Origin of the sequence: Curvibacter sp. APW13, assembly GCF_032337135.1 — a bacterium.
Lineage (GTDB): Bacteria > Pseudomonadota > Gammaproteobacteria > Burkholderiales > Burkholderiaceae_C > Allorhodoferax.
This window is the reverse complement of record NZ_JAVXZZ010000001.1, coordinates 1,142,162-1,168,076: the sequence shown is the minus strand read 5'-3', so window position 1 is coordinate 1,168,076 and position 25,915 is coordinate 1,142,162. Positions and strand designations below refer to the sequence as shown.

At 63.9% G+C, this 25,915-nt stretch carries 23 protein-coding genes; 5 read left to right on the top strand and 18 right to left on the bottom strand.

Features of this window, described 5'->3' with window-relative positions:
- Positions 1–102: 102 nt before the first annotated feature.
- A complete protein-coding gene (locus RQP54_RS05310; protein WP_315677124.1) occupies positions 103–1,875 on the top strand; it encodes a diguanylate cyclase in 1,773 nt (590 codons plus the stop codon).
- On the opposite strand, the gene RQP54_RS05305 is transcribed toward RQP54_RS05310, so the two are convergent.
- The 5 genes from RQP54_RS05305 to RQP54_RS05285 are packed head-to-tail and all read right to left on the bottom strand — an operon-like array spanning position 1,872 to position 6,440.
- On the bottom strand, positions 1,872–2,984 hold the full coding sequence (locus tag RQP54_RS05305) for a sulfate ABC transporter ATP-binding protein (protein WP_315677123.1): 1,113 nt from the start codon (positions 2,982–2,984) through the stop codon (positions 1,872–1,874). The genes RQP54_RS05310 and RQP54_RS05305 overlap by 4 nt on opposite strands.
- Before the next feature lie 12 nt (positions 2,985–2,996).
- Positions 2,997–3,908 carry a sulfate ABC transporter permease subunit CysW gene (gene cysW / locus RQP54_RS05300; RefSeq protein WP_315677122.1) on the bottom strand — a complete coding sequence of 304 codons (912 nt, stop codon included), beginning with the start codon at positions 3,906–3,908 and terminating at the stop codon, positions 2,997–2,999.
- A 58-nt stretch (positions 3,909–3,966) separates the two neighbouring features.
- Positions 3,967–4,836, bottom strand: coding sequence for a sulfate ABC transporter permease subunit CysT (cysT, locus tag RQP54_RS05295; RefSeq protein ID WP_315677121.1), 870 nt, complete (start codon positions 4,834–4,836; stop codon positions 3,967–3,969).
- Positions 4,837–5,838: a sulfate ABC transporter substrate-binding protein gene (locus tag RQP54_RS05290; RefSeq protein WP_315677120.1), complete on the bottom strand. Its 1,002-nt coding sequence runs from the start codon at positions 5,836–5,838 to the stop codon at positions 4,837–4,839.
- Positions 5,835–6,440 carry an RBBP9/YdeN family alpha/beta hydrolase gene (locus RQP54_RS05285; protein WP_315677119.1) on the bottom strand — a complete coding sequence of 202 codons (606 nt, stop codon included), beginning with the start codon at positions 6,438–6,440 and terminating at the stop codon, positions 5,835–5,837. Before RQP54_RS05285 ends, RQP54_RS05290 begins: the two co-directional genes overlap by 4 nt.
- A 137-nt stretch (positions 6,441–6,577) precedes the next feature.
- Between RQP54_RS05285 and RQP54_RS05280 the strand changes: the two genes are divergently transcribed.
- The gene (locus RQP54_RS05280; protein ID WP_315677118.1) at positions 6,578–7,435 is read left to right on the top strand and encodes a DMT family transporter; all 858 of its coding nucleotides are present in this window, start codon (positions 6,578–6,580) and stop codon (positions 7,433–7,435) included.
- A 43-nt stretch (positions 7,436–7,478) separates the two neighbouring features.
- Here the strand turns inward: RQP54_RS05280 and RQP54_RS05275 are convergent, their stop codons facing one another.
- From RQP54_RS05275 to nhaR, 9 genes are all read right to left on the bottom strand, one after another.
- On the bottom strand, positions 7,479–7,694 hold the full coding sequence (locus RQP54_RS05275) for a molybdopterin-binding protein (RefSeq protein WP_315677117.1): 216 nt from the start codon (positions 7,692–7,694) through the stop codon (positions 7,479–7,481).
- Positions 7,695–7,739: 45 nt separating this feature from the next.
- Positions 7,740–8,561 (bottom strand): ATP-binding cassette domain-containing protein, encoded by an 822-nt coding sequence (locus tag RQP54_RS05270; RefSeq protein WP_315677116.1) that lies wholly within the window; start codon positions 8,559–8,561, stop codon positions 7,740–7,742.
- Between the two features lie 68 nt (positions 8,562–8,629).
- Positions 8,630–9,517: an aliphatic sulfonate ABC transporter permease SsuC gene (ssuC, locus tag RQP54_RS05265; RefSeq protein WP_315677115.1), complete on the bottom strand. Its 888-nt coding sequence runs from the start codon at positions 9,515–9,517 to the stop codon at positions 8,630–8,632.
- A 12-nt stretch (positions 9,518–9,529) separates the two neighbouring features.
- Positions 9,530–10,678 carry an FMNH2-dependent alkanesulfonate monooxygenase gene (gene ssuD, locus RQP54_RS05260; RefSeq protein WP_315677114.1) on the bottom strand — a complete coding sequence of 383 codons (1,149 nt, stop codon included), beginning with the start codon at positions 10,676–10,678 and terminating at the stop codon, positions 9,530–9,532.
- A gap of 215 nt (positions 10,679–10,893) precedes the next feature.
- Entirely contained in the window at positions 10,894–11,865 is a 972-nt protein-coding gene (locus RQP54_RS05255) for a sulfonate ABC transporter substrate-binding protein (RefSeq protein ID WP_315677113.1), read from the bottom strand.
- Positions 11,866–11,993: 128 nt separating this feature from the next.
- Complete coding sequence (gene ssuE / locus RQP54_RS05250; RefSeq protein WP_315677112.1) at positions 11,994–12,584, bottom strand: NADPH-dependent FMN reductase; 591 nt, start codon at positions 12,582–12,584, stop codon at positions 11,994–11,996.
- 35 nt (positions 12,585–12,619) lie between these two features.
- On the bottom strand, positions 12,620–13,672 hold the full coding sequence (locus tag RQP54_RS05245; RefSeq protein WP_315677111.1) for a sulfate ABC transporter substrate-binding protein: 1,053 nt from the start codon (positions 13,670–13,672) through the stop codon (positions 12,620–12,622).
- 139 nt (positions 13,673–13,811) lie between these two features.
- A complete protein-coding gene (locus tag RQP54_RS05240) occupies positions 13,812–14,288 on the bottom strand; it encodes a hemerythrin domain-containing protein (RefSeq protein ID WP_315677109.1) in 477 nt (158 codons plus the stop codon).
- A 102-nt stretch (positions 14,289–14,390) separates the two neighbouring features.
- Positions 14,391–15,287 (bottom strand): transcriptional activator NhaR, encoded by an 897-nt coding sequence (gene nhaR / locus RQP54_RS05235; RefSeq protein WP_315677108.1) that lies wholly within the window; start codon positions 15,285–15,287, stop codon positions 14,391–14,393.
- Between the two features lie 145 nt (positions 15,288–15,432).
- Here nhaR and RQP54_RS05230 point away from each other — a divergent pair, with 145 nt between their 5' ends.
- Entirely contained in the window at positions 15,433–15,969 is a 537-nt protein-coding gene (locus RQP54_RS05230; RefSeq protein WP_315677107.1) for an Rrf2 family transcriptional regulator, read from the top strand.
- 65 nt (positions 15,970–16,034) lie between these two features.
- Here the strand turns inward: RQP54_RS05230 and RQP54_RS05225 are convergent, their stop codons facing one another.
- Complete coding sequence (locus RQP54_RS05225; RefSeq protein ID WP_315677106.1) at positions 16,035–17,936, bottom strand: putative bifunctional diguanylate cyclase/phosphodiesterase; 1,902 nt, start codon at positions 17,934–17,936, stop codon at positions 16,035–16,037.
- A 119-nt stretch (positions 17,937–18,055) separates the two neighbouring features.
- On the opposite strand from RQP54_RS05225, the gene RQP54_RS05220 reads away from it, so the two are divergent.
- Both RQP54_RS05220 and ccoG read left to right on the top strand, forming a co-directional pair.
- Positions 18,056–18,673: a hypothetical protein gene (locus RQP54_RS05220; RefSeq protein WP_315677105.1), complete on the top strand. Its 618-nt coding sequence runs from the start codon at positions 18,056–18,058 to the stop codon at positions 18,671–18,673.
- 130 nt (positions 18,674–18,803) lie between these two features.
- The gene (gene ccoG, locus RQP54_RS05215; protein WP_409997528.1) at positions 18,804–20,237 is read left to right on the top strand and encodes a cytochrome c oxidase accessory protein CcoG; all 1,434 of its coding nucleotides are present in this window, start codon (positions 18,804–18,806) and stop codon (positions 20,235–20,237) included.
- A 55-nt stretch (positions 20,238–20,292) separates the two neighbouring features.
- On the opposite strand, the gene RQP54_RS05210 is transcribed toward ccoG, so the two are convergent.
- The 3 genes from RQP54_RS05210 to RQP54_RS05200 are packed head-to-tail and all read right to left on the bottom strand — an operon-like array spanning position 20,293 to position 25,880.
- A complete protein-coding gene (locus RQP54_RS05210) occupies positions 20,293–23,553 on the bottom strand; it encodes an EAL domain-containing protein (protein WP_315677104.1) in 3,261 nt (1,086 codons plus the stop codon).
- A gap of 5 nt (positions 23,554–23,558) precedes the next feature.
- The gene (locus RQP54_RS05205) at positions 23,559–24,665 is read right to left on the bottom strand and encodes an NrtA/SsuA/CpmA family ABC transporter substrate-binding protein (RefSeq protein ID WP_315677103.1); all 1,107 of its coding nucleotides are present in this window, start codon (positions 24,663–24,665) and stop codon (positions 23,559–23,561) included.
- 27 nt (positions 24,666–24,692) lie between these two features.
- Complete coding sequence (locus RQP54_RS05200; RefSeq protein WP_315677102.1) at positions 24,693–25,880, bottom strand: GGDEF domain-containing protein; 1,188 nt, start codon at positions 25,878–25,880, stop codon at positions 24,693–24,695.
- Positions 25,881–25,915: the final 35 nt, after the last annotated feature.

Here is a 25,915-nt window from a genome sequence, read left to right as displayed (position 1 = left end):
TTCCCATGGTCTTCGCGGTTCAGCGCCGCTTTGCGGCTGGCGTGCCGGCTTGCCCAGCGCTGGGGCCTGCTCTGTCTGCTGGGCTGCTTGCAGCTAGTGGCCGTGAGCGCACAGGCGCAGTCCATCGACTTGACCGGCGACGATGGGCAGCGAACGGTCACGCGCCAATTCACCTACGTTATCGATGCCGGCGCCCGGTGGGACATGGCGCATGTGCGGGCGCTGCCTGCGTCGGCGTGGCGCGGCATTGACCGCGACGCACTGAACCTGGGCTTCAGTGACGACGCGGTGTGGCTCCAGTCCACGCTGCGCAACCGGGCCGACCACCGCGTCACGGTGGTGCTGAGCGACACCAACGCACCCAGCGACGAGGTCGATTTCTACGTGCTGCGCTCCGATGGCCGGGTGGAGCACGCCCAGGCCGGTGACCGGCGGCCGTTTTCGGTCCGCCAGGTCGATGACATCCATGGGGGCATCCGTCTGGAGCTGGCGGTTACCGAGCAGGTGCGTGTGCTGCTGCGCGTGCGCAGCCCCGGTGGTGCGCTCATCGTGCCGGTGATGCTGACGCCGCAGGCGGTCTACAGCGAGCATGTGCAATGGGTGCAACTGCTGCATGGCGGCATGCTGGGCATCATGGGCATCCTGTTCATCTACAACCTGGTCATCCTGTTTGCGCTGCGCGACCGCGCCTACCTGCTGTACGTGCTTTACCTGCCCAGTGCCTACTTTGCGCAGACGGCGCTCAACGGCATCGGCATGCAGCACTACTACCCCAACACGCCCTGGCTGGCCAATGAAGGGGTGTTCCTGGCCGGGGCTGCGGCCTGGCTCTTCATCCTGCAGTTCACCCGCGAGTTCCTTCAGACCGCACAGCGCATGCCGCGCGTGGACACCGCCCTGCGCGTGGGCCTGGTCGTGGCGGCCAGCCATGCCGTGGTCTGGCTGGTGCTGCCCATGCACCTGGCGCAGACCTGGGCCGGCACGGTGACGCTGTTGCTGACCACCCTGTGCGCGGGTGTAGGCTTGGTCTCGCTGCGCCACGTGCCGCAGCAGGGGCTGTTCTACCTGGCGGGCCAGGGCGCCTCGTGGGTTGGCATGCTGGTGTTCATGGGTGCCATCGGTGGCGCCCTGACCTTCACCGCTACCACCTTCAATGCCATGGCGATCGGCATCGTGGCCGATTGCGTCATGCTATCGCTGGGCTTGGCCCACCGCGTGCGGCTGCTGCGGGAGGACAAGCTGCGTGCCGAAGCGGCGCACCTTGCGCTGATGCAACAACGCCAGGAAGAGCTCGAAGCCCTCGTGGCCGAGCGCACGCGCGACCTGCAGGCTGCCAAGGAGGAGGCGGAGCGCCTGTCGCTCACCGATGCCCTGACGGGGCTGGCGAACCGGCGCGCCTTCATGCTGCAGGCGCGGGCCGAAGCCCAGCGTGCCAACCGTACCCGTGCGCCTTTGGCCTTGTTGCTGCTGGACCTGGATTGGTTCAAGGTGGTCAACGACACCCATGGCCATGCGGTGGGTGACCGCCTGCTGCAGGCGGTGGCTCAGGCCACGCGGGCTACGGCGCGCGATGGTCACGACCTGGCTGCCCGCACGGGCGGGGAAGAATTCTGCTTCCTGTTGCCCCATACCTCACTGGTCGAGGCGCAGGCGGTGGCGAAGCGCCTGGCCGAAGTCGTGCAGGCCGTGCAGCTGGAGCCCCTGCGCAGTCCGCCCACGTTCAGTGCTGGCCTGGCGATGTGGCGTGGCTTCGATGCCTCGGACGCCAACCTGGACGATTGGCTGCAGCGAGCCGACCGCGCCTTGTACCGTGCCAAGGCACTGGGACGCAATCGTACGGAACTCGATGGCGAGGGCAGTGGGCCTGGCCTTTAGATCACCAGCGCCGGGTCTTCCTGCACAAACACACGGGCCTTGCGTGGGGTGGCTACCACGTCGTCGCCCTCGGCCAAGCCGAGCGCCTTGAACTCCTGCGCGCCCAGGTGCGCCTCCAGAAGGTCCTTGGCACCGGAGGCCTGTCCGCCATGGGGTTCGAGCTCCAGGCGGGCAATGGGCCCGACCACGATGGCGCGGACCAGCTTGGCGGCAATGCCCTGGTGGGGCTGGCCCGCGGTGTAGCGGGTGATGGCCAGATCGTGCGGGCGCACGTAGGCCATGGCCCGGGCGTCCTGGGTCTGGCCATGCTCAGGCGCGCTCAGGCGCACGCCGTGGTGGTCTTCGCCGATCTGCATTTCGCCTTCGTGGGCGCGGCCGTGGAACAGGTTTACGTCACCCAGGAAACCGTAGACGAAGGGGCTGGCCGGGTGGTCCCACACCTGCTGCGGTGTGCCGACCTGTTCGACCACGCCGCTATTCATCAGCACCACGCGGTCGGCCACTTCCAGGGCTTCTTCCTGGTCGTGGGTGACGAAGATGCTGGTCACGTGCAGTTCGTCGTGCAGGCGGCGCAACCAGCGGCGCAGCTCCTTGCGCACCTTGGCGTCGAGCGCGCCAAAGGGCTCGTCGAGCAGCAGCACCTTGGGCTCCACGGCGAGTGCGCGGGCCAGGGCAATGCGCTGGCGCTGGCCGCCCGAGAGCTGGGACGGGAAGCGGTCGGCCAGCCAGTCGAGCTGCACCAGCTTCAGCAGGTCCATGACCTTCTGTTTGATGGCGGCTTCACTGGGGCGCGTGGCCTTGGGGCGCATGCGCAGGCCAAAGGCCACGTTGTCGAACACGCTCATGTGGCGGAACAGCGCGTAGTGCTGGAACACGAAGCCCACGTTGCGCTCGCGCACGTGCACGTCTGTGGTGTCCTCACCGCTGAACAGGATGCTTCCCTGGTCGGCGGTTTCCAGGCCGGCAATGATGCGCAACAGCGTGGTCTTGCCGCAACCCGAGGGGCCCAGCAGGGCGATCAGTTCGCCGGACTCGATATCCAGGGTCACGTCCTTCAGTGCGTGGAAGTCACCGAAGGCTTTGCTGACGTTACGGATGGCAATACTCATGGGGTGCTCACTTCACACGCTGGCCACCGCAGGGGCCGCGAGGGGTTTTTCCGGGGGCAGGTTGGATGCGGCCTTTTCGGCGCGCTCGAACTGCCATTCGACGAAGGACTTGATGACCAGGGTGACCAGCGCCAGCAGCGCCAAGAGGGACGCCACGGCAAACGCCGCCACCGACTGGTATTCGTTGTAGAGGATTTCCACGTGCAGCGGCATGGTGTTGGTCTGGCCGCGGATGTGGCCCGACACCACCGACACGGCGCCGAACTCGCCCATGGCGCGGGCGTTGCACAGGATGACGCCGTAGATCAGCCCCCACTTGATGTTGGGCAGGGTCACATGCCAGAAGGTCTGCCAGCCGCTGGCACCCAGCACCTGCGCGGCCTGCTCTTCTTCGGTGCCCTGGGCCTGCATCAGCGGGATCAGTTCGCGGGCGATGAAGGGAAAGGTCACGAAGATGGTGGCCAGCACGATGCCGGGCACGGCGAAGATGATCTTGATGTCATGGGCCTGCAGCCATGGGCCGAACCAGCCGTGGGCCCCGAACAGCAGCACGTAGATCAGGCCGGACACCACGGGCGACACCGAGAAGGGCAAGTCCACCAGCGTGGTCAGGAAGGCCTTGCCCTTGAACTCGTACTTGGCAATGGCCCAGGCCGCGGCCACGCCGAACACCAGGTTCAGCGGCACCGCAATGGCGGCTACCAGCAGGGTCAGGCGAATGGCGGACCACGCGTCGGGCTCCTTGAGTGCCTCGACAAAGGCTTCTCCACCTTTGCGCAGCGCCTCGGTGAACACAGCGGCCAGCGGCAGTACCAGGAAGAGGAACATGAACCCCAGGGCGATGCCGATGAGGGTCCACTTCACCCATGCCGGCTCGGTGGTGCCGGCACGGGCGGAACGTTTCTTGGTGGCGGTGTTGCTCATAGGAAAACCTCCGTGCTGCGCACTGCGGCGCCATTCGCCTTGGGAGCGGCCCGGCGGCTCATGTGGGCATCCCCGAGCGTTTGCGCTGCCAGCTTTGCAGCGCGTTGATGACCAGCAGCATGAGGAAGGAGAAGAACAGCATCACGCTGGCCACGGCGGTGGCACCGGCGTAGTCGTATTGCTCCAGCTTGCCGATGATGATGAGCGGCGTGATCTCCGACACCATGGGCATGTTGCCGGCAATGAAGATGACCGAACCGTACTCGCCCATGCCACGCGCGAAGGCCATGGCAAAGCCGGTGAGCAGTGCTGGCGCAATGGTGGGGAAAATGACATGGCGAAAGGTCTGCCAGCGCGTGGCACCGAGGCTGGTGGCGGCTTCTTCCAGTTCCTTCTCGGCATCTTCAAGCACCGGCTGCACCGTGCGCACCACGAAGGGCAGGCCGATGAAGATGAGGGCGATGACCACGCCGTTGGGGTTGAAGGCGAGCTGGATGCCATGCGGCTCCAGCAGGCTGCCGATCCAGCCATTGCCTGCCAGCAGCGCAGTGAGGGAAATGCCGGCCACGGCGGTGGGCAGCGCAAAGGGCAGGTCGACCAGGGCGTCCACGATTTTCTTGCCCGGAAAGCGGTAGCGCACCAGCACCCAGGCCACCAGCAGGCCGGCAACCGCATTGACCAGCGCCGCCAGGAAGGAGGCACCGAAGGTCAGCCGGTACGAGGCCAGCACGCGCGGGCTGGCTACCGCGGCCACGAACTGGTCCCAGGTGAGCGTGAAGGTCTTGAACAGCAGGGCCGACAAGGGCAGCAGCACGATCAGGCCCAGGTAGAACAGCGTGTAGCCGAGCGTGAGGTGAAAGCCCGGCAGCACGCGCTTGGCCGCACGCTTGGGCGCGCGCTGAGGGGCAGAGATAACCGCAGACACCATTTACTTGACCGTATAGAGCTTGTCGAACTGGCCGCCGTCGTTGAAGTGCACTTTCTGTGCTTCGGCAAACGAGCCGAAGTAGTCTTCCGCCTTGAACAGCGTGATCGGCTTGAAGGTGCTGGCGTACTTCTTGAGGATCGCTTCCTTGGTCGGACGGATGGCGTGCTGGGCCGCGATTTCCTGGGCTTCGTCGGTGTAGAGGAAGTTCAGGTAGGCCTTGGCGGCATCGGCGGTGCCTTTCTTGGCCACGGTGCGCTCGACCACGGCGACCGGGTTCTCGGCCAGGATGGAGACGCTGGGGTGGATGGCGTCGACCTTGTTGGCGCCGAACTCGCGGTCCACCGACACCACTTCAGACTCGAACGTGATCAACACGTCGCCGATGTTGCGCTGCAGGAAGATGCTGGTGGCGTCGCGTCCGCCCTTGGCCAGCACGGGCACGTTCTTGTAGAGCTTGGTCACATAATCCAGGGCCTGGGCGTCGGTGCCACCTTTCTTGCGCACCTGGCCCCAGGCGGCGAGGTAGGCCATGCGGCCGTTGCCACCGGTCTTGGGGTTCACCACCACCACCTGGATGCCAGGCTTGATGAGGTCATCCCAGTCCTTGATGCCTTTGGGGTTGCCGTTGCGCACCAGGAACAACATGGTGGAGCTGGTGGGCGAAGCGGCGTGGGGGAACTTGGTGCGCCAGTCCTTGGCCACCACGCCGTTGCCGGCCAGGAAGTCGATGTCGGTGGTGGTGTTCATGGTCACCACGTCGGCCTCCAGGCCATCATTCACGGCACGCGCCTGGGCGCTGGAGCCGGCATGGCTCTGGTCCACCTTGATGTCCTTGCCCGTGGTCTTCTTGTAGTTGGCCACGAACGCGGTGTTGATGTCCTTGTAGAACTCGCGCGCCACGTCGTAGGACACGTTCAGCAGCGCGGTCTGCGCTGCTACCAGATTGCTAGCGGTCAGCGCAAGTGCGGCGAGGGCCAGATGGGTTTTTTGCTTGAAATTCATACGGCGATCTCCTGCAGTTGGAAGGGGTAACTCGGGATGGAGGTGGGGCTTTGTAGGGCAGTTCCGGTAGGCCCGTCTGCCATGAGGGATTGCAGCAGGGCCAAGCCCAGCGGCCACGGGCCATGGCCCGATTCGATATTGATGTGTCCGGCGTTGTTCAGGCGCACCAGTTCACTGCCCCAGGCACGGGCGTAGGCACCTGCGGTGCGCACGGGGCAGTAGGGGTCATTGGTGCTGGCCACGAGGATATTCGGGTAAGGCAGGCGCTGGTAGGGAACGGGCGCAAAGTCGACTAGTGCGCCACGGCGCTCCGGGTCCGCCGGCGCCACCAGCAGCGCACCCTGGATGCGGGCGGCGGCCTCGGGAGGCAGGTGCACGGTGGTGATGCAGCCCAGGCTGTGGGCGGCAATGACTACCGGCCCGTCGACGGAAAGAATTTGCTGTGCCAGTGCACCAACCCAGGCATTCCGCTTGGGAGCTTCCCAGTCGTCCTGCACCGTGCGCAGGGCACCCGGAACCGACTCGGCCCACAGGCTTTGCCAGTGGCCAGGCGCCGAGTCGCGCCAGCCGGGGACGATGATGAGGGTGGGTGGGTTGGACATAAGGTCTGCATTGTTGGCAATGCGCCTTAAAACACAAACTACTTAATTTTTCTTTGTTTATATGCTTTTGTGCATATTGAGGCGCTGGCTGCTCCGATACAGTCGTGGCACACCTTCACGAACACGCTTGCCGACCCATGCCCACCTCCACCAGCCGCGCAGTGCCGTTCCTGTTTGTTGTGCTGTGGTCCACCGGTTTCATTGGTGCCCGACTGGGCTTGCCCCACATTGAGCCGCTGGCTTTCCTGACGATCCGCTACGTGCTGGTACTGGCCCTCATGGTCGTCATCTCGCTGGTCGCTCGGGCGCCTTGGCCTGCGACCACCGGGGCATGGGGGCACATCGGCGTTGCGGGTCTGCTGGTCCATGGCGTCTACCTGGGTGGGGTGTTCATTGCCATTGGCCACGGGTTGCCCGCAGGTGTTGCCAGCCTGGTGGTGGGGGTACAGCCATTGCTCACGGCGGTTGGGGCCGGCTGGCTTCTTGGAGCACGTGTCAGTCCGCGCCAGTGGCTGGGATTGGTGCTCGGCTTCGTTGGCGTCACCTTGGTCGTATTGGGCAAACTGGGCAGCGAATTTTCTGCGTGGGCCCTGGTGCCCGCGATAGTGGCGCTGTTGGGTATCACGGCCGGCACCCTGTACCAGAAGCGCTATTGCCCCGCCTTTGATTGGCGCACGGGGGCGGTCGCGCAGTTCCTTCCCACAGCGCTTGTCACCGGGTTGGCAGCCGCCGGCCTGGAGAGCGGTCGTATTGACTGGACTGGTGAACTGGTCTTCGCCTTGGGTTGGTTGGTTCTGGTGCTGTCGGTGGGCGCGGTCAGTTTGCTCAACTGGCTGATCCGGCACAGCAATGCCGTGAACGTGGCCAGTCTGTTCTATCTGGTGCCACCCTGCACGGCCTTGCTGGCCTGGTTGCTGTTTGGCAGCTCTTTTTCCGGCGTCGCCCTGATCGGACTGGGACTGGCCGTGTGGGGTGTGTACCTCGCACGCCAGTAGCAGCAAGAACCAGCAACGCGGACCGCTGCGACACTGCCAGTGTCTAGAGCTTGGCGATGGACACTTCGGTCGACTTGACCAGCGCGACCACGTCGGAGCCGACCTTCAGTTCGAGCTGGTCGACCGAGCGCGTGGTGATGACCGAGGTGACGATGCCCCAGGGGGTTTCGACGTCGATCTCGGAGACAACGTCGCCACGGATGATTTCCTTGACCTTGCCTTTGAACTGGTTGCGAACGTTGATGGCTTGAATGGACATGGTGTTACTCCTTGAAAAGTCCGTTGTGAAAGGGTTGGGTTGGCTTCAGATAGCCCAGCGCAGGCCGTGGGCAGGTGCCCCGGGCCAGAGCGGGTCGGGTTGGGCGGGTTCGGCTTCGGGCTTTTGCAGCACGCGGTCCAGAATGCGCTGCTCCAGCGCCGCAAAAGCGACAGTCCCATGCACGCGGGGGCGTGGCAGGTTGATGGCTTCGTCCAGCGCAATGCGTCCGTCTTCGATCAGCACCACGCGGTCGGCCAGGGCCACCGCCTCGTGCACGTCGTGGGTGACCAGCAAGGCGGTGAAGCTGTGGGTGCGCCACAGACCTTCGATCAGGCGGTGCATCTCGATGCGGGTCAGTGCATCGAGTGCCCCCAAAGGTTCGTCGAGCAGCAACAGGCTGGGCTGGTGTACGAGGGCACGCGCCAGGGCCACGCGCTGGCGTTGACCACCCGAGAGTCGCGCCGGCCACTCACCACCCCGCTCACCCAGTCCCACCTGCTCCAGCACTCGGCTGGCGGCGGCAAGCTGCTCCTTCTGCAGGCCCAAGGCCACGTTGTCATGAACCCGGCGCCAGGGCAGCAGACGCGAGTCCTGGAACATGATGCGGGTGCTGTTTTGCAGCCCGGTCAGCGGTTGGCCGTCCAGCAGGATCTGCCCGGCGCTGGCCTGTTCCAGTCCGGCCACCAGGCGCAAGAGCGTGCTCTTGCCGCAACCGCTGCGTCCGACGATGGCCACGAACTGCCCGGGCTCTATGTGCAGCGCCGTGTTGTGAAGCACCGTGCGGGCGCCATAGCGCTTGGACAGCCCTTCGATGGTCAGGGCAACTCCACCGGCAGTTGTCGCCGCGTCGTTTGTCTTGTTGGTCATTTTGGCCTCTAGCCCTTGTATATATTGCGTAACCAGCTATAAAAACCGTAGCGGCTGTAAGGTGTCATTCAGTGGGTGCTTTGGTAGCCGGGATGCCAGCGCAGCCAGTAGCGTTCGAGCAGGCGGGCAAACCCGTCGGCCAACTTGCCCAGCAGCGCATAGAGCAGGATGCCTACCAGCACGATGTCGGTTTGCAGGAACTCGCGGGCGTTCATGGTCAGGTAGCCGATGCCGGCCTGGGCCGAAATGGTTTCGGCCACGATCAGGATCACCCACATGAGCCCGAGCGAAAAACGCAGGCCCACCAGGATGCTCGACAGCGCCCCCGGCAGCACGATCTGCCAGTACAACTGCCAGCGGTTCAGCCCGTAGCTGCGTCCCATTTCAATCAGCCCCGGGTCGACGCTGCGGATGCCGTGAAAGGTGTTCAGATAGATTGGAAAGAACACGGCCACGGCAATCAGGAACAGCTTGGCCGACTCGTCAATGCCGAACCACAGGATGACCAATGGGATCATGGCCAGCGCAGGGATATTGCGAATCATCTGGATGGTGGAGTCCAGCAGGGTCTCCAGCGTGCGCACCGAGCCGGTGAGCAGGCCCAGTACCAAGCCCAGGCCGCCACCAATGGCCAGACCGGTCAGGGCTCGTCCCGTACTGACTTTGACGTGCTTCCACAGTTCACCGGACGCCGCGAGGTCGTTGGCGGCCCGCAGCACGTCCAGCGGCGCCGGCAGCACGCGCTGTGAGAGCCAGCCCAGGCTGGACGACAGTTGCCACAGCACCAGCAGGGCGACCGGAACCAGCCAGGGCAGCAATTGGCGCCCTATCGCAGCCAGAAACCGCAGAAAAACTGCAGACTCCGCCGCGGACACGGGCAGGTAGCCGAGGTCCAGTGCAGCTGCGGCGCTGCCGGGCGTTACCAAAGGCGTGTCGCCAGGAGGTGTGTGACGCATGATGGCTCCCGGTCAGCTTTGGGCGGCCCGCAGTGGCGCGGGGCGATGGGCATTCGCCACCGTTTCGCCAAAGGGGCTCACCAGGTTGGGGTTGTGCTGGCGTGAGGGTGCCTGGATGCCCACGTGCGGGAACACCAGTTCGGCAAAGCGGTAGGCCTCCTCCAGGTGGGGGTAGCCCGATAGCACAAAGGTGTCGGCTCCGATGTCCTGGTATTCCTTGAGGCGGCGGGCAATGGTCTCGCCGTCACCCACCAAGGCGGTGCCCGCACCGCCGCGCACCAGGCCCACTCCCGCCCACAGGTTGGGGCTGATTTCGAGCTTGCTGCGGCTGCCGCCGTGCAGTGCGCGCATGCGGCGCTGGCCCTCCGAATCCATGGAAGACAGTGCCGACTGGGCTTTCGCAATGGTCTCGTCGTCCAGGTACTTGATCAGGTCTTCGGCTGCCGCCCACGCTTGGGTCTCGGTCTCGCGCGGGATGACATGCAGGCGCACGCCGAACTTCACCTTGCGGCCCTGGGCTTCGGCACGGCGTCGCACGTCGGCAAACTTCTTTTCCACCTCGGCCGGGGGTTCGCCCCAAGTGAGGTACAGCTCCACCTTCTCGGCAGCGAGGTCGTGGGCGGCATCGCTGGAGCCGCCGAAGTACAGCGGTGGGTACGGCTTTTGTACCGGTGGGAAGAGCAGCTTGGCACCTTTGACCTTGATGTGCTTGCCCTCATAGGTCACTTCCTGTCCTTGCATCAGGCCGGTCCACACGTCCAGGAATTCCCGGGCGTGCTCGTAGCGTTCGTCGTGGCTCAGGAAGGTGCCATCGGCTTCGAGGTCGCTGGCGTCGCCACCGGCGACCACGTTCACCAGCAAGCGTCCGTCACTGAGGCGGTCGAGCGTGGCGGCCTGGCGGGCCTGCACGGTGGGCGAAATGGTGGTGGGGCGCAGGGCCACCAGGAACTTCAGGCGTTGCGTCACCGGAATCAGGCTGGCAGCGACGATCCACGAGTCTTCGCAGGAGCGGCCGGTGGGGATCAGCACACCGCCGTAGCCCAACTCGTCGGCTGCCTGTGCAATCTGCTTGAGGTAGTGGTGGTTGACGGCGCGGGCGCCCTGTTGGGTGCCGAGGTAGTGGCCGTCGCCATGGATGGGGAGGAACCAGAAGATGTTCATAGTGCGAATCCTTTCAAGTGGAGGCGGGGCAATACACTGTGGTGGCGGCTCGGGTTGCGGAAGTGGGGGCGCGGGAACACGGCAGTGGCATCGCGTTGTGCTGGCAAGCGCCATAGAAAGGCGGTGGTTGCGATGACCTGGTTGGCGCGCAGCCGCAGCGCGAGTGACGAAGTGGGTGGCATGCGCATGGCGTACCTTTCTTGGGCGTGTGTGCGTCAGCCCAGATTGACCGGCGCGGCGTGCAGCAGGTTGAGCTTTTTCGGAATCAGCTTGAGCTCGAAGAAGGTGTCGGCAATGGCCTGCTGTTCGGCCAGGATGGCGCTGTTCACCGGCGCGGTGCCGTAGGCCGCGCGGCTCAGGTAAAGCTCGGTGATGCTCTTATCCAAGCCCAACACTTTCGAAAGTTCAGCGGCGGCTTCCTTCTGGTTCTTGGAAGCCCATGTGTCGATGGCGTTGATCTCTTCGATGGCGATCTTGAGCACGTCGGTGTTCTTGGTGGCGAATTCACGCGAGGTGAAGTAGTAGCCTCGGTTGTTCACGACGCCCTTGGCATCCACCAGCAGGCGCGCATCGAGCGTCTTCTGCGCAGCGGCCAGGAACGGGTCCCAGATGATCCAGGCGTCGATGGCACCCTTCTCGAAAGCGGCGCGGGCGTCGGGTGGCGGCAGGTGGATGTGCTGCACGTCGTTGTACTGCAGGCCCTGCTTCTGCAGCAGCTTGGCCAGGAAGTACTGCACGTTGGAGCCCTTGTTGTAGGCCACGCGTTTGCCCTTGAGGTCGGTCACGGTCTTGATGGGCGAGTCTTTGGGCACCACGATGGCTTCGAGCTGTGGGCGCGGCACGGTGGCCCCGGCGTACACCAGCGGTGCACCGGCGGCCTGGGCAAAGATGGGTGGGGCTTCGCCGACATCGCCAAAGTCGATGGAGCCGACGTTGAGCGCTTCGAGTTGCACCGGGCCGGCGTTGAACTCGGTCCAGGTCACGCTCACACCCAGCGGCGCCAGGCGCTTTTCCAGCGTGCCGCGGGCCTTGAGGATGGAGAGCCAGCCTTTCTGGTGGCCGACGCGCAAGACGCGGGGGGTAGCTTGGGCCTGTGCCAGTGGCGTACCCAGCAAGGTGCCGGTGGCCAGCGAAGCGGTGAGGGTCTGGGCCAGCAATTGGCGGCGATTGAGTGTGAAGCGTGTCATGGTGTGTCTTTCTGTTCGGATCAAAAACGTTGGGCAAAGCCTTCCCCCGCAAGCCACCGATGGCCTGAAGTCGTGGGGAGGGAAGTGGGACGGGTGCCCGCTGCGCGCAGGGGCAGGTGGCAATGCGCTTACACGCTACATCGCACCTGCGAGAACGGCACCGGGGCAAAGCGGGCTGCCACGCTGGGAACCTTGCGATAGACCTCGGCAATCAGCGTGTTGGTGCTGTCATCGATGCGGCGGCTGATGTCGGCATGCAGTTGTGTTCCACCGTCCGGCAGGATGACGACCTGGGCGTCGATGGCGTACACGCCGGGCAGGATGTGGTCGGCCCCCAGCGATTGCAGTACCGGACGCAAGGCATAGTCCAGCGCCAGCATGTGGTTGGGGCTGCCACCGGTGGCCAGGGGCAGCACGTGCTTGCCTTTGAGCGCTGTCTGCGGCAGCAGGTCCAGGAACACCTTGAGCACACCGCTGTAGGCGGCCTTGTAAACGGGGGTGGACACCACGATGGCTTCGGCCCGGGCGACCTGATCGATGGCGGCGGACACGGTCGGGTGCGACACGTTGGCCAGCAGCAATGCCTGGGGCGAGAGATCGCGAATGAACAGCTTGTCGGTCGCGATGCCGCGCAGCTTGAGACGCTGCTCCACTTCACCGAGCAAGGCAGCGGAACGTGAATGTTCCGAGGGGCTTCCGGCAACGAGCAAGACAGACATGGTGGTTCCTCCCTGAATGGTGTGACAGCCGTGGCTTATTTCTTGGTGTAGATCTGGTCGAAGCTGGCGCCGTCGGCAAAGTGCTCCTTGTCGGCCTTCTCCCAGCCGCCGAACGCCTCGTCGATGGTGAAGAGCTTGATCTTGGCGAACTGCTTGGCGTACTTGGCCTGCGCCTTGCTTGATACCGCCGGGCGGTAGAAGTTCTTGCCCGCAATGTCCTGGCCTTCTTCGGTGTACAGGTACTGCAGGTAGGCTTCGGCCACGGCACGCGTGCCCTTCTTGTCCACGTTCTTGTCGACCACGGACACGGCAGGCTCGGCCAAGATAGAGATCGATGGTGCGACCACGTCAAACTTGCTGCCGAACTCCTTTTCCAGCAGGTAAGCCTCGTTTTCCCAGGCGATCAGCACGTCGCCCTGGTTGCGCTGGGCAAAGGTGATGGTAGAGCCGCGGGCACCGGTGTCGAGCACGGGTACGTTGGCAAACAGTTTGTTCACGAACTCCTTGGCCTTGGCATCGTTGCCGTACTTGCGCTTGGCAAACTCCCAGGCGGCCAGGTAGTTCCAGCGCGCGCCGCCGCTGGTCTTGGGGTTGGGCGTGATGACCTTCACGTCGGGGCGGATCAGGTCGTCCCAGTCCTTGATGTTCTTGGGGTTGCCTTCGCGCACGGCCAGCACGATGGTGCTGGTGTACGGAGAGGCGTTGTGGGGAAGACGCTTTTGCCAGTCGGGGGCGATCCAGCCGCCGTTTTTCACGATGGCGTTGGTGTCACCGGCCAGCGCCAGGGTCACCACGTCGGCGTCCAGGCCGTCGATGACCGAGCGGGCTTGTTTGCCCGAGCCGCCGTGGCTTTGCTTGATGGTCACGTCCTGGCCGGTCTTGCCCTTCCAGTATTTGGCAAAGGCCTGATTGAACTCCACGTACAACTCGCGGGTTGGGTCATAGGACACGTTGAGCAGGGTGACCGCCTGCTGGGCCAGGGCGCTGACCGAGGCCGCGGCCAGGGTGGTAGCCAGGGCGGCGCCAAAGGCCAGTGTCAGGAAAGGGCGGCGGCGGGTGCCTTGGGCAGTTGTGGGCTGATAGGCCATGAAGAACTCCAGAAATGCAACGCAACAGTGCGATGGAAGGCATTCTGGAAGTTCATCGTTAAAACAGGAACTACTGAATTTTTGTTTCTAAATTACTTATTTATCTTTGGCGTCATTGAATGGGCTTCGTCCACAGGGCTCAGGCGGCGGGCTGGTGCAGTAACTCGGCGGCTGTGGGGGTGGCCCCGCCACGACCGAGTACTTCCTGGCAGAGTGGTAGAAAGCGCGCTTCTTCGTCCGTGGCGTGGTCGCCGTAGTCCAGCGCCAGTTCCTGGATCAGTCCGTCAATGGCCGCATTTCCGCGCCCTTCCAGCAGTTCCTTGAGCAGGTTTTCCAGCCGTGTCCAGAGGGCTTCGATGCGCCGGTGCTCTCCGGTCAGTTTGGCGATCATGGTGTCAAGGTACTCGCGCTCGGCCCCGTCGGCGGACTGGGCCAATACCAGCGGAAATAGCCGCTGTTCCTCGGCCTGGTGATGGGCAAAGACGGTGCGCTCGAAGAACTGCATGGACCGCAGTGCAAGTGCGCGCGCATCGTCGGTCAAGGGTAGGTTGGTTCCCAGACCGGACAGGTGGAACAGGTGCGCAATGATGTCGCCATGCGTTTGTGAGATGCCCATCAGGAAGGGATGAGAGGAGGCCGCGTGCGTCATGTCTGTGGCTGGGAAACGCCGAAGGCCAGATTGTGCTCCCGCTAGACCATTCCATGCCAGCGGCGCAGGTTAACGGCCGAAGAGCTGACCGCGCGCGGTGTCGGTGATGGCGACCACGCAGGGGTGGGTGATGCGCCGCTCCACCGAAACGGCGAAGAATTCTTCACCCAGTTCGTCACTGCGCCCCAACAATTCCACGCCGTACTGGGTCATGGTGTCGGCCTCCAGCGCGGTAGGCGCCAGGAACACACCGCGTCCTTCGCGACCGAAGGCCGACATGAGGGCCCCGTCGTCAAACTCACCCACGATGCGGGGCTGCAACTGGTGCAGCGTGAGCCAGGCTTCAAGCTGCGGGCGCAAGCTGGCCTGGGCACCGGGAATCAGCATGGGCGCGCCGTGCAGGCACGCAGGGAAGTCAGCGCCAAGTTTCGAGCGCAGAGTCGAAGCGCAGAAGAAAGACATGCCCGAACGGCCCAGGGGGTGATTGAATGCGCGCACGCTGAGCTTCTTGCCCATGGGCTCATCGGCCAGCACCAGATCCAGCCGGTTCAATGCCAGCTGTGCCAGCAACTCGGGAAACTTGCCTTCCTGACAGATCAAGCGCACCGGAACATCCATCGACAAGGCGGGTTCCAGCAGGCGGTAGGCAACTGACTTGGCCACGGAGTCGGCCACGCCAACCCGGAAATCGAGCACCCGCTCCCGCATCGCGTCGCGTTGCAACGCGTCTTCGAGTTCGGCGCCCAGGGAAAAGATCTGGTCGGCATAACCCAGTGCTACCCGACCGGCCTCGGTGAGCTCCAGATTGCGCCCACGCTTGCGGAACAGGGCCCGCCCGAGCCGCTCTTCCAGCAGCTTGATCTGCCCCGACAGCGTTTGCGGTGTGGTGTGCAGCTGTTCCCCAGCCCGCAGGATGCCGCCGGATTTGGCAGCCACCCAGAAGTAATGCAGGTGCTTGAAATTCATGCGTTCCCCTCAGGCGCAAGGTCGTGTTGCCCGAGATACTTCGAGAAATACGAAGTGAAATTTTCAAAAATACGAATTTACGCGAAGCATTATGACCCCTATATTTATGGTTCCTTTATTGCATTTACTCGAAAGGAGTAACCCCATGCGACTCAGTACCCGTGGACGTTTTGCCATCACTGCGATGATCGACCTGGCCTTGCGCGAAGGCGGACAACCCACGCCGCTGATCGAACTGGCCCAGCGCCACGCCATCTCGCTCTCGTACCTGGAACAGGTCTTCGCCAAGCTGCGCCAGCATGGCCTGGTTCAGAGCACACGCGGTCCGGGTGGTGGCTATAGCCTGGGTTTCCGCGGTGACGAAATCACCGTGGCCGACATCGTGCTCGCCATCGAGGAAGACGACGTGCTGGCCCTGGGCAACGGCCAGGCCGGGCAGAGCGAGCTGGCGCAGGACATGACCCGTTCGCTGTGGGCCTCATTGCATACCGCAGTCATGGCCCACATGAAGACCATTACGCTGAAATCCCTGGCTGCCGAACAGAAAGCGCGGGGGGTGCAGGTGCCGCAACGCAAGGCGCGTCGCAAGGGTGTGCTGCTCAAGCCTCAGCTCACTCCCCAGCGTGGCTTCATTCCCAACTCGGTGTTTGCCCTGGGCCAGTCAGCCTGGGCCAAGGGATAAGCGCCGTTGCCCTTTCGGTCAGCGTTCGCCCGTCAAACGGCGGGTCAGGCGCGATCGCACCGCTTTCAGGGGCGTGGCCTGTGCGCTTTCACGAATGCGGCAAAGGCATCCTTGGGCAGGGCTGCCGACCAGTGGTAGCCTTGCCCGAACTCGCAGCCGAACTGCTGCAGGCGCTCCAGCATGGGCAGCGTCTCCACGCCTTCGGCGACCACCTCCAGGTCCAGGCAATGGGCCATCTCAATGATGGCGCGCACGATCCCCTCCTCGTGCGGGCTGTCGACCATCTTGCGCACGAAGGACTGGTCGATCTTCAGCCGATGCACTGAAAACCGCTGCAGGTACCCGAGGTTGGAATAGCCGGTGCCGAAGTCGTCGATGGCGAACTTAACCCCTAATCCGTGCAGGCGCTGCAAGACCTCGCTCACGTGCTGGGCGTCTGCGACCAGCAGCGACTCCGTCAGCTCCAGTTCCAGTGCGCTTCCTGGCAAGCTGCATTGGGTGAGCGCATTGGTCACTTCGCGTTCGATGTCGTCTCGGCGGAACTGCAGGGGGGAGACGTTGACTGCCACCACGAGGTCGTCCAGACCTTGCTGGCGCCAGGCGAGCAGATCCTCGCAGGCACGGTTCAGCACCCAAGCGCCGACCTCGTTGATGAGGCCGGTGCGTTCGGCCACGGGAATGAACTTGGCGGGTGGGATGAAGCCCAGTGCAGGATGCTTCCAGCGCAGCAGGGCTTCAGCCCCGACGACGGCACCGCTGCGCAGGTCGAACTGTGGCTGGTAGTGCACCTGCAGCTCCCCATTGCCCAGTGCGGCACGCAGCCCGGAAGCCAGATGCAGGTGTTCGACGACGCTCTCGTTCATCGTGGCATCGAAGAACCGGAACGCATTGCGGCCCGCGTCCTTGGCCCGGTACATGGCAAGGTCCGCATTCTTGAGCAGGCTGTCGCGGTCGGTGCCGTCGCGCGGGAACAAGGCAATACCCATCGACGCGGTGGCCATTACATCCAACCCATTGATGGAAAAGGCTGTTCCCAGATGCTGCATCACTTTGGTGGCTGCAAATGTCACTGCCTCCTCGTCGCGCAGGTCCCCCATCAGCAGCAGGAACTCATCGCCCGCCAGGCGCGCTACCGTGTCGGATTCCCGTACGCAACCTCGCAAACGGTCAGCGACCATGCACAGCAATGCATCACCAGCAGCGTGGCCGAGTGAATCATTGACGGTCTTGAAGTTGTCCAGGTCCAGAAACATGACCGCCGCCATGCTTTGGCTGCGGCGAGCCTGCAGCAGAAGCTGTTCAAGCCGATCCTTGGCCAATGTCCGGTTCGGCAGGTCGGTGAGCGTGTCGCGGTGCGCCAGCACCTCGATCTTCTGGTGGGAGTCCAGCAGCGCCTGCTTTTCGGATTCCAGCTGCGCCAAGGCCTTGCGCAGATCCGAAGCCAGCAGCCAGACAAAGAAACCAGTGACCGATAGGATGGCCAGAAGGATGACCAAACGCCCCAAAGTCAGGTGGTCGGGAACGGAGCGCGCCAATCCATTGGCATCCAGCGCATAGATACCGATGAAGCTTGCGAGGATCAGGGCCAGCAGGCTCAGAAAGCTACGACGCGAGCCGAACATGCTGGCGAAGATCAGCAAGCCCGGGAAGGCCAAGACAGCTTCGTCAAACAGCCCCTCGCTGGTCAGCATCAGGGCGCACAGCATGGCCATGAGGGTGGCCAGCATGACGGCCGTTGCGCGTGAAAGGCGTTTGTGGGAATTGAGGCGGTAGGACCAGCCCAACAGCCCCAGGGCAACGAGTTCCAGGCCAATGTTCAGCCAGGCTCCTTTCCCGATGCTGATCAGAAGGACAGCGCAGACCGCCGCAACGATGGCCAGAATGATCTGTCGCAGGCGGCGCTGCTGCAGTTGCAATGCGCCGGTTGTCGCTGAGAGGGCCTGGGGCACAGGGCTGATGACTGGCATGGCGCGGTATCGGGTAGAAGGAGTCCAATCAGGCAGAGAGCGCGTAGGACACGAGGTATGCTTGGCGCTGTCCACACGATGCCACATCGGGCGATGCTTGTGAAGGGTAGATTGCGCGCATGGAATGGGAACCACTCCTTTCGGGCCTGGCTTTGTTGCTGGCGTTGGCCATGAAACCCTGGCGCCTGTTGGCGCGTGGTGAGTTGCTGACGCCACTGTTGGCCGTGTTGGTGCTCTTGCCTTGGCTTTGGGCCATGCCGCGCATGCACGCCATGCCCATCCCTCTGCAATGGTCTGGAGCCTGTCTGGTACAGCTGAGTCTTGGGTGGCCGCTGGCCATCCCTGTGCTGTGTGCCGTAACCGCCTTGTCTGGCCTGTGGGTAGCAGCACCCAGTGAAATGCTGGTGGCGCAAGCGTTCTGGCAGGGCATCCTGCCGGCGACGCTGGCAATGGGCTGGGGTGCGCTGCTGCGTCGGCTGGCTCCTCCCAACATTTTTGTCTACACACTCGGACGCGCATTCCTGGGTACGGTGCTCAGCTTGTTCGTGGCGCGCTTGCTTGCCCAATACGCAGGCAATGGCCTACCCGAGGAAGCTGACAGTGTGGTAGCGATAGCGCATTGGTTGGTTGCTTGGGGAGACGGTTTCATGACCGGCCTGGTGTGTGCCATTGCCGTGGCGTATGCACCAGGCTGGTTGGTCACTTGGTCGGATCGGCGCTACCTGCAGCGTCCCTAGAGCCGTTGTCACCTCCAAACTCGGCGACAATTCCGAGTGAATATCAGGGTAAATACCGATTTTCATACTCCAAGCAGTATCATTCTGGACTCCATCCGCCCCGTGCGGTGCTTCAGCAAAGGACTTTCGCGTGAGCCAACCCGGACCCAACGGACACAAAGTCATTCCCATCCAAGCGGAACCCAGTGGCAGCGCGCCACCCCAGTTCGACCCCGGGCGCAAGCTCTACCCGCGCAGTGTGCAAGGCCTGTTCGCGCGCTGGCGCTGGGGCATGGTGTTTCTGACCCAGCTGGTGTTCTATGGCGTTCCCTGGCTGCAATGGGGCGAGCGACAGGCGGTGCTGTTTGACCTGGAAACCCGCCGCTTCTTCCTGTTCGGACTGGTGCTGTACCCGCAGGACCTGATCTACCTCACCGGATTGCTGGTGATCAGCGCGCTGGCCCTGTTCCTTTTCACCGCCGTGGCAGGACGCCTGTGGTGCGGATACAGCTGCCCGCAGACGGTGTACAGCGAGATCTTCATGTGGATCGAGCGCAAGACCGAGGGCGACCGTGCCGCGCGCATGCGGCTGGACAGCGGACCGTGGAACCTCAACAAGGTATGGCGCAAGTCCGCCAAGCAGTTCCTGTGGGTCGCCGTGGCTTTCTGGACCGGCTTCACCTTTGTCGGCTACTTCACCCCGATCCAGGTCTTGGCGCGCGAATTCATCGCCACCAACCTCGGGCCCTGGGAAACCTTCTGGGTCTTCTTCTATGGCTTTGCCACCTACGGCAATGCAGGGTTCCTGCGCGAGCGCATCTGCATCCACATGTGTCCCTATGCGCGCTTCCAGAGCGCCATGTTTGATCGCGATACCTTGATCGTGACCTACGACCAGGAGCGCGGCGAGCCCCGTGGTGCGCGCTCCAAGAAGGCGGACCCCGCCAAGCTCGAACTCGGCGACTGTGTCGACTGCACGCTGTGCGTGCAGGTTTGCCCCACGGGCATCGATATCCGCAACGGCCTGCAGTACCAATGCATTGGGTGCGGTGCCTGTATCGATGTCTGCGATACCGTGATGGACAAGGTTGGCTACAGCAAGGGTCTGATCCGCTACTCGACGGAAAACGCCATCGAACACCACTGGAGCAGCCGCGAAGTGCTGGCCCATGTGATGCGGCCGCGTGTGCTGGTGTACAGCGGCATCATCCTGGCCATCACGTTGGCGATGCTGTTGTCACTGAGCCTGCGCACGCCCTTCAAGGTGGACGTGGTTCGCGATCGCGGCGTCATGGCGCGCATTGCCGAGGGTGGGCTGTACGAAAACGTGTACCGCATCCAGATCATGAATGCGAGCGAGAAGACCCAGCATTACACCCTGACGGCCAGTGGCATCCCCGGGTTGCGCGTCAATCCCGCCACCCCGATCGAAGTCAAACCCGCCGAGTCGCGCTGGGTGGTGGTGCAACTGCAGGCATCTCCCGACGCTACACCACCGGGAACCACCAAGGTGGTCATCGATGTGGCCCTCGATGGTACCGAGCACAAGGTCACCGAGAAAACCGTATTCATGGCGCCGCGATAGCGGTACGCGAGGGCCTGCGCGGCCAGCGCTTTGGTGCCCCGGCAGTGGGCGGAGATCAGGAGGCGGAATGGCCCAGGTAGGCCTTGCTGATCACGCCATGCTGGAATTCGAGGACCGGCTGAGGTGGGCTGAAGAGGTAGCCTTGGTACACGTGGCAGCCTTGCTGGGCCAGGAAGTAGCGCTGTTCCAGTGTCTCCACCCCTTCTGCAATCACCGTCAGCCCCAGGCTTCGGCCCAGCACCACGACCATGCGTGCGATGGCCGCATCGTTGGCATCGTCGAACACCCCGCGAACGAAGCTCTTGTCGATTTTCAGTGCGTCCAGCGGCAAGCGCTTGAGGTACGCCAGGGAGGAGTAGCCGGTTCCGAAGTCGTCCAACGCGAACCCCACGCCCCAGCTTTGCAACTCGGACATCTTGCGGGCCACTTCATCGATGTCGCCCACCAGCGTGCTCTCGGTGAGCTCGATCTTGAGCCGGGCGGGGTGGGCGCCCGTGGACTCCAGTGTCTGGCGCACATGGGAGACGAAACCGCTCTGCATGAACTGCTTCGCGCTGACGTTGACGGCGACCGTCAGATGGCCGAAATCCGGATGCCCCTCCCAGGCCGCCAGTTGCCGGCAGGCGGTTTCGATCACCCACTGGCCCAGCGGCACGATCAGTCCAGTTTCCTCGGCCAGCGGGATGAAATCCACGGGCGACACCATGCCGCGCTGCGGATGGCGCCAGCGCACCAGGGCCTCGCACCCCACGATGCGCAAACTGCCGTCGGCGCGTGACTGGACTTGCGGCTGGTAGAACAGCACCATCTGCTGAAGCTCGATCGCCGATCGCAGGTCGGCCTCCAGGGCCACCCGGTTGGTGACGGCTGCCTGCATCTGTGGGTCGAAAAAGCGCAGCGTGTTGCGCCCCGCCGCCTTGCTCTGGTACATGGCCACGTCGGCACGCTTGAGGGGCTCCTCGATGCTTTCCATGCGGTCGCCAAACAGGGTGACGCCGATGCTGGGCGTGCTGCGGTGCGTATGGCCGCGCAGCACGTAGGACCGACCCAAGGCCTGCAGCACCTTTTCCCCGACCGATTCGGCCTGGGTGGCGGCCTCGATGGTGTCGCTGGCCAGGTCTTCAAGCATGACCACGAATTCGTCACCGCCGAGGCGGGCCACGGTATCGCCCTCGCGCACGCAGCCCTTGAGCCGCTCGGCCACCTGTTGCAGTAGCAGGTCACCGATGTCGTGGCCCATGGTGTCGTTGAGTGTCTTGAAGTTGTCCAGGTCGACGAACAGCAGGGCACCCATGCGCGGATGGCGCGCGCAGGTGGCGAGCGCGACTTCCAGACGGTCCATCAGCAGGCGGCGGTTCGGCAGGCTGGTCAGCGGGTCGTAGAACGCTAGGCTGCGGATCTGCTCCTCGGCGGCCTTGCGCTGGGTGATGTCGTTCATCGACACCACGAAGTGGGTCACGTGCTGGTCTTCGTCGCGCACTGCGGTGACCTGCAGCCAGGCCGGAAACACTTCGCCGTTCTTGCGCCGGTCCCAGACCTCGCCCTGCCAGCGGCTCATGCGCAGCAGGGCTTCGTTCATGTCCACATAGAAGCTCGCTGGCATCCGACCGGAACCAAGCAGCTTGCTGGGCATCTGCCCCACTGCTTCCTGGGCGCTGTACCCCGTCACCTGGGAAAACGCGGAATTGACGCGCAGAATGACCCAGTTGGCATCGCAGACCATGTGGGGCTCCTGCGATTCGAACGCAATCGCCGCCACGCGCAACTCGGCCTGGGCCGCGCGCGTGGCAGTCACATCCTGCCCACTGGACAGGAGGCCGTTGGGACGCCCGTCGCGGTCACGCAGCAGCACCGTGTTCCAGACCATCAGCCGTGTCTGGCCGCGGGCATCGACGATGGGGCTTTCGGTGCGGGATTCCGGTGCCAGCGCATCATGCATTGCCTGCTGGAACTGTGAGCGTCGCTGCTCGCGCTGCTCGCTTGCAATGAAATGCAGGAACCAGTCCATGCCCAGCAACTGGGCGGCAGGGTATCCCAGCAGCTCGGCGCCCTTGCGGTTGACCATCGAGATGCGGCCCTGCGCATCCAGGGCCAGCAGCATGATGCCCGCCACGTCCAGGTATCCCTTCGCGCGGTCGCGCTCATTCTCCAACTCCGCAGTCCGTTCGGCCACCTGCTGTTCCAGCCGCTTGTTCGATGCCTGGAATGACATGGCAAGGCGGTTGAATGCGTTGGACAGCGTGACGATTTCGAGGTTGTCATGCGGCCGGATTGGGAGCCGCAGTGCCAGCTCGCCACCCGCCAGCCGATCGAAAGCCGCGCTGACGTCCAACAGACGCCGCGTCGCCAGGCGCGCCGTGAGCCACAGCACGAATCCGATGAACAAACCCGAAGCTACCAGGAACCCGATACTGCGGATCAGCCGTGCGCCCGCAACCGCATGAATGTCCGTCATCGGTGTCAGCTGCATCAGGGTCCAGTGGTGGGTGCCCCCCAGCGCCACCGTCCGGTAGACCGTGAGATAACCATCGCCATTGGCCAAGGTTCGCACCAGGCTACCCTCGAAGCCCTGGCTGACTTCGGAGTCGATGCGCAAACCGTCCATGCTGTCATTGCGTGCGGGTACCGACGCCAGCAGTCGCTGCTGTGCATCGAACAACAGGGTCTGGCCATTGCCTGCGGCCTGTGCCGTGGCAAATTCGAAGATTCCTTCCAGCATGTCCTGGACCTCGGCGTGGGCCACCACCAGACCGGCGGGTGCCTTGGAGCCCTCACTGTGCACTGCCGGTACCTGGCGCACCCAGGCCAGGGCAGGCTTTCCAGTCGGGCTCGTATGGGGCACGATCAACTCCACCACGCCCGGGCGCCGGGCGGGCTGCAGCAGATTCGCGTCACCGAACAGCGTGCTCAACTCGTGCGGGTTGGTGCTGGCCAGTACCGTTCCGTTGTCCGCACGCACGATGCGTACGCTCTGGAAATCGTTGGGGTGGGCGTTGATCCACTGTTCGAGGATGTTTTGTGCGGCCTGGGGGGGGGCCGAAGGGCTCCGTGAACTCAGGGCCTGTGACAGCGCATCGTTCTGTACCAGTGCGCGTACCTCGCTGCGGCGGCGATCCAGGCCCTGCTTGAGCAGGCTGCGCAGGAAGTCGGAACGCATCTCCAGTTGTTGCTGAACTTCGAATTGGCGCTGCGCCACCGCACCGCCTTCTTCCGTCCAGGGCAGCCCATACCACCACAGCGCGAACATGGCCAGGATGCAGGCCGACAGCAGCGCGCCGAAATACAGCGACAAGCGGGTCGAGTAGGCGCTGTGCATGGGTGTCAGGGGCGGTAGTCGAATCGGGTCAGCTGGAAATGGCGGGCATTGGACATCACCTGGCTCAGCCCGTCGTAGCCCAGCGCCGCCTCGACCTGGGTCCAGCTGGCCTGCACCGGCAGCTTGCCCAGGCGCCGCAGGAACTCGAATTCCGCCTTCAGGCGTGGTGGCCCGCCGTCGTCGACGAGCACCGGGGCCGAGGGTACATCGAGCAGTTCTCGGCGCACGATGGCGCGCACCTGGGCGGTTGTCAGTGCCGGTGCGGCGCCGGAGAAGCGCTCGCTGTCTGCCACCGCCCAGCGCGCAGCCTGTTCAAGGTTCGGTTGCGAGGCGCGCATCCATTCCAATGCGCGCACAAAGGCGGCAATCAGCTGCTGGGCAGCCTGTGGCGACCGGCGCACAAAGGCGCGTGACAGCACGAAGTAGTCGGAACTTGCACCGCGGAAGACGACATGGTTGCGCGGGTTGCGGTTGAGGGCGATGGTGAGAAAGGGCTCCCAGGCAGCGAAGGCATCGACCACACCGTCTTCCAGTGCCTTGGGCATGTCCACGACCCCCATGGGCACCAGTTCCACCTGCTGCTCGGTGAGACCGGCGGCCGCCAGACCCTGCAACACGGTGAGGTGGGCGCTGGAAGCCTCGACCACAGCGATGCGCTTGCCCGCCAGTGCACGCATCGCCATGTTGTCGCGGGCGATCAGGGCGGTGCTGGTTTGCTTGACCAGGCCGACCACCCAGGCCTGCCCGGAGGCAGTGGCCATGAGGGTGGGCATGTCGCCCAGCAAGGCCGCGTCCAGTCGCTGGTCTGCCAGCAGGGTCAGCATGTCGGCCCCGCGGCGAAAACCCGGACTTCGCAGGGTCGTGCCGAGTTCGGACAAGGCCGCCTGCAATACGTGGTCTCGGCGCATGACGGCGCTGACTACCCCCGAGGGGAACCCGCTGGGCTGGGTTCCGACATCGATCTCCGGTGATCCTGGGCGCAAACCGTACTGGTCAAAATAGTCGGCATGGGTAGCCTGCAGCGTACCCATCAGTGCCATGCCGATCATCCAGCGCCGGCGCTGGGGCAGCGCGGGGTCATGCAGGGCATATGGAGACGGGTGGATCAGCATGCAGTAAGGCAATTCGCTATGCAGGTCTCAATCCTGCGGATGGGCTATGGTAGCGCGATGCGCGGACTCGACGCGGTTACGCCCATGGGCCTTGGCCTGGTACAGCGCGGCATCGGCCCGGGAAACCACGGTTTGCGCAGTCTTGTCGCTGAAGCTGACTTCGGCGACACCCAGGCTGGCCGTGATGGCGATCGCACCTTGCGGTGTTGCAATGGGATCGCCACCGATGCGTTTTCGGATTCGGCCTGCATGGATCAGCGCCCCATCGACGTCATTCATGGGCAGCAGCAGCAGGAACTCCTCGCCACCCATGCGCGCCAGCGTGTCGGTGCCGCGAACGCTCTGGCGCAGGCGCTGAGCGACCTCGCGCAGCACCGCGTCTCCGGCGGCATGCCCATAGGTGTCATTGACGCGCTTGAAGTGGTCCAGGTCCAGCATGATCACCGCGTATGTCTGCCCGCTGCGCAGGAAGCGGGCATGTTCCTCGGCCAGCCGCTCCATCACGATGCGGCGGTTGTACAGGCCGGTTAGCTGATCGGTGGATGACAGGTTTTCCAGGCGGCTGATCAGTGAACCGAGGACGAGGTTGTAAAGCGAAAAATTGAACATCCCCAGGAAGACGAGGAATAGCAGTGAGATGACGATGTCAAAAGTGCTGCCGGTATCGAGTTCTACGATTCCAGTGATGTCGCTGTAGGTAATGACAGCGGCGCGTACCACGAAAGCCATAAGCGTGAGCACGACCGGCAGGGCCAAAGCCACCACCACGCCGCGTTCCAGTGCAAATCGTTTGCGCAAGCGCAGCATGAAGTCCTGGACGAGCAACGACAGCGGCAGGAAGGCGGCCACGGTAAACATCCAGGTACGCAGCACCATGGTGTCGGGAAGCGCATGGCGTACGATTTCTATCAGTACGACAATGCCGCCCGCGATCCAGAGCGGGCCGTTGCGCAAGGGTTCGCGTGCAAACAGCGCCATGCCCTGGTGCAGACAGGAGAAGGCACCGATGATGGCCGAGTTGACCAGCAGGTCCAGTACGCCCAGCAGTGGGGCCGGGCGCAGGAACAGCAGGGTGGTGCCCATCGCGCTCAGGAACCAACCGGCAGCCCAGCGTACGCTGACTTGGGGGTAGAGATGGAATGTGGCTGCAAAAACCGCCCAGGCGGTGCCGTACAAGGCCAGCTGCACGGACAGTGCGGCCATCATCACATTCATGGCAGGGTCTCCTCGCGCGCTGCATTCGCGTCGCA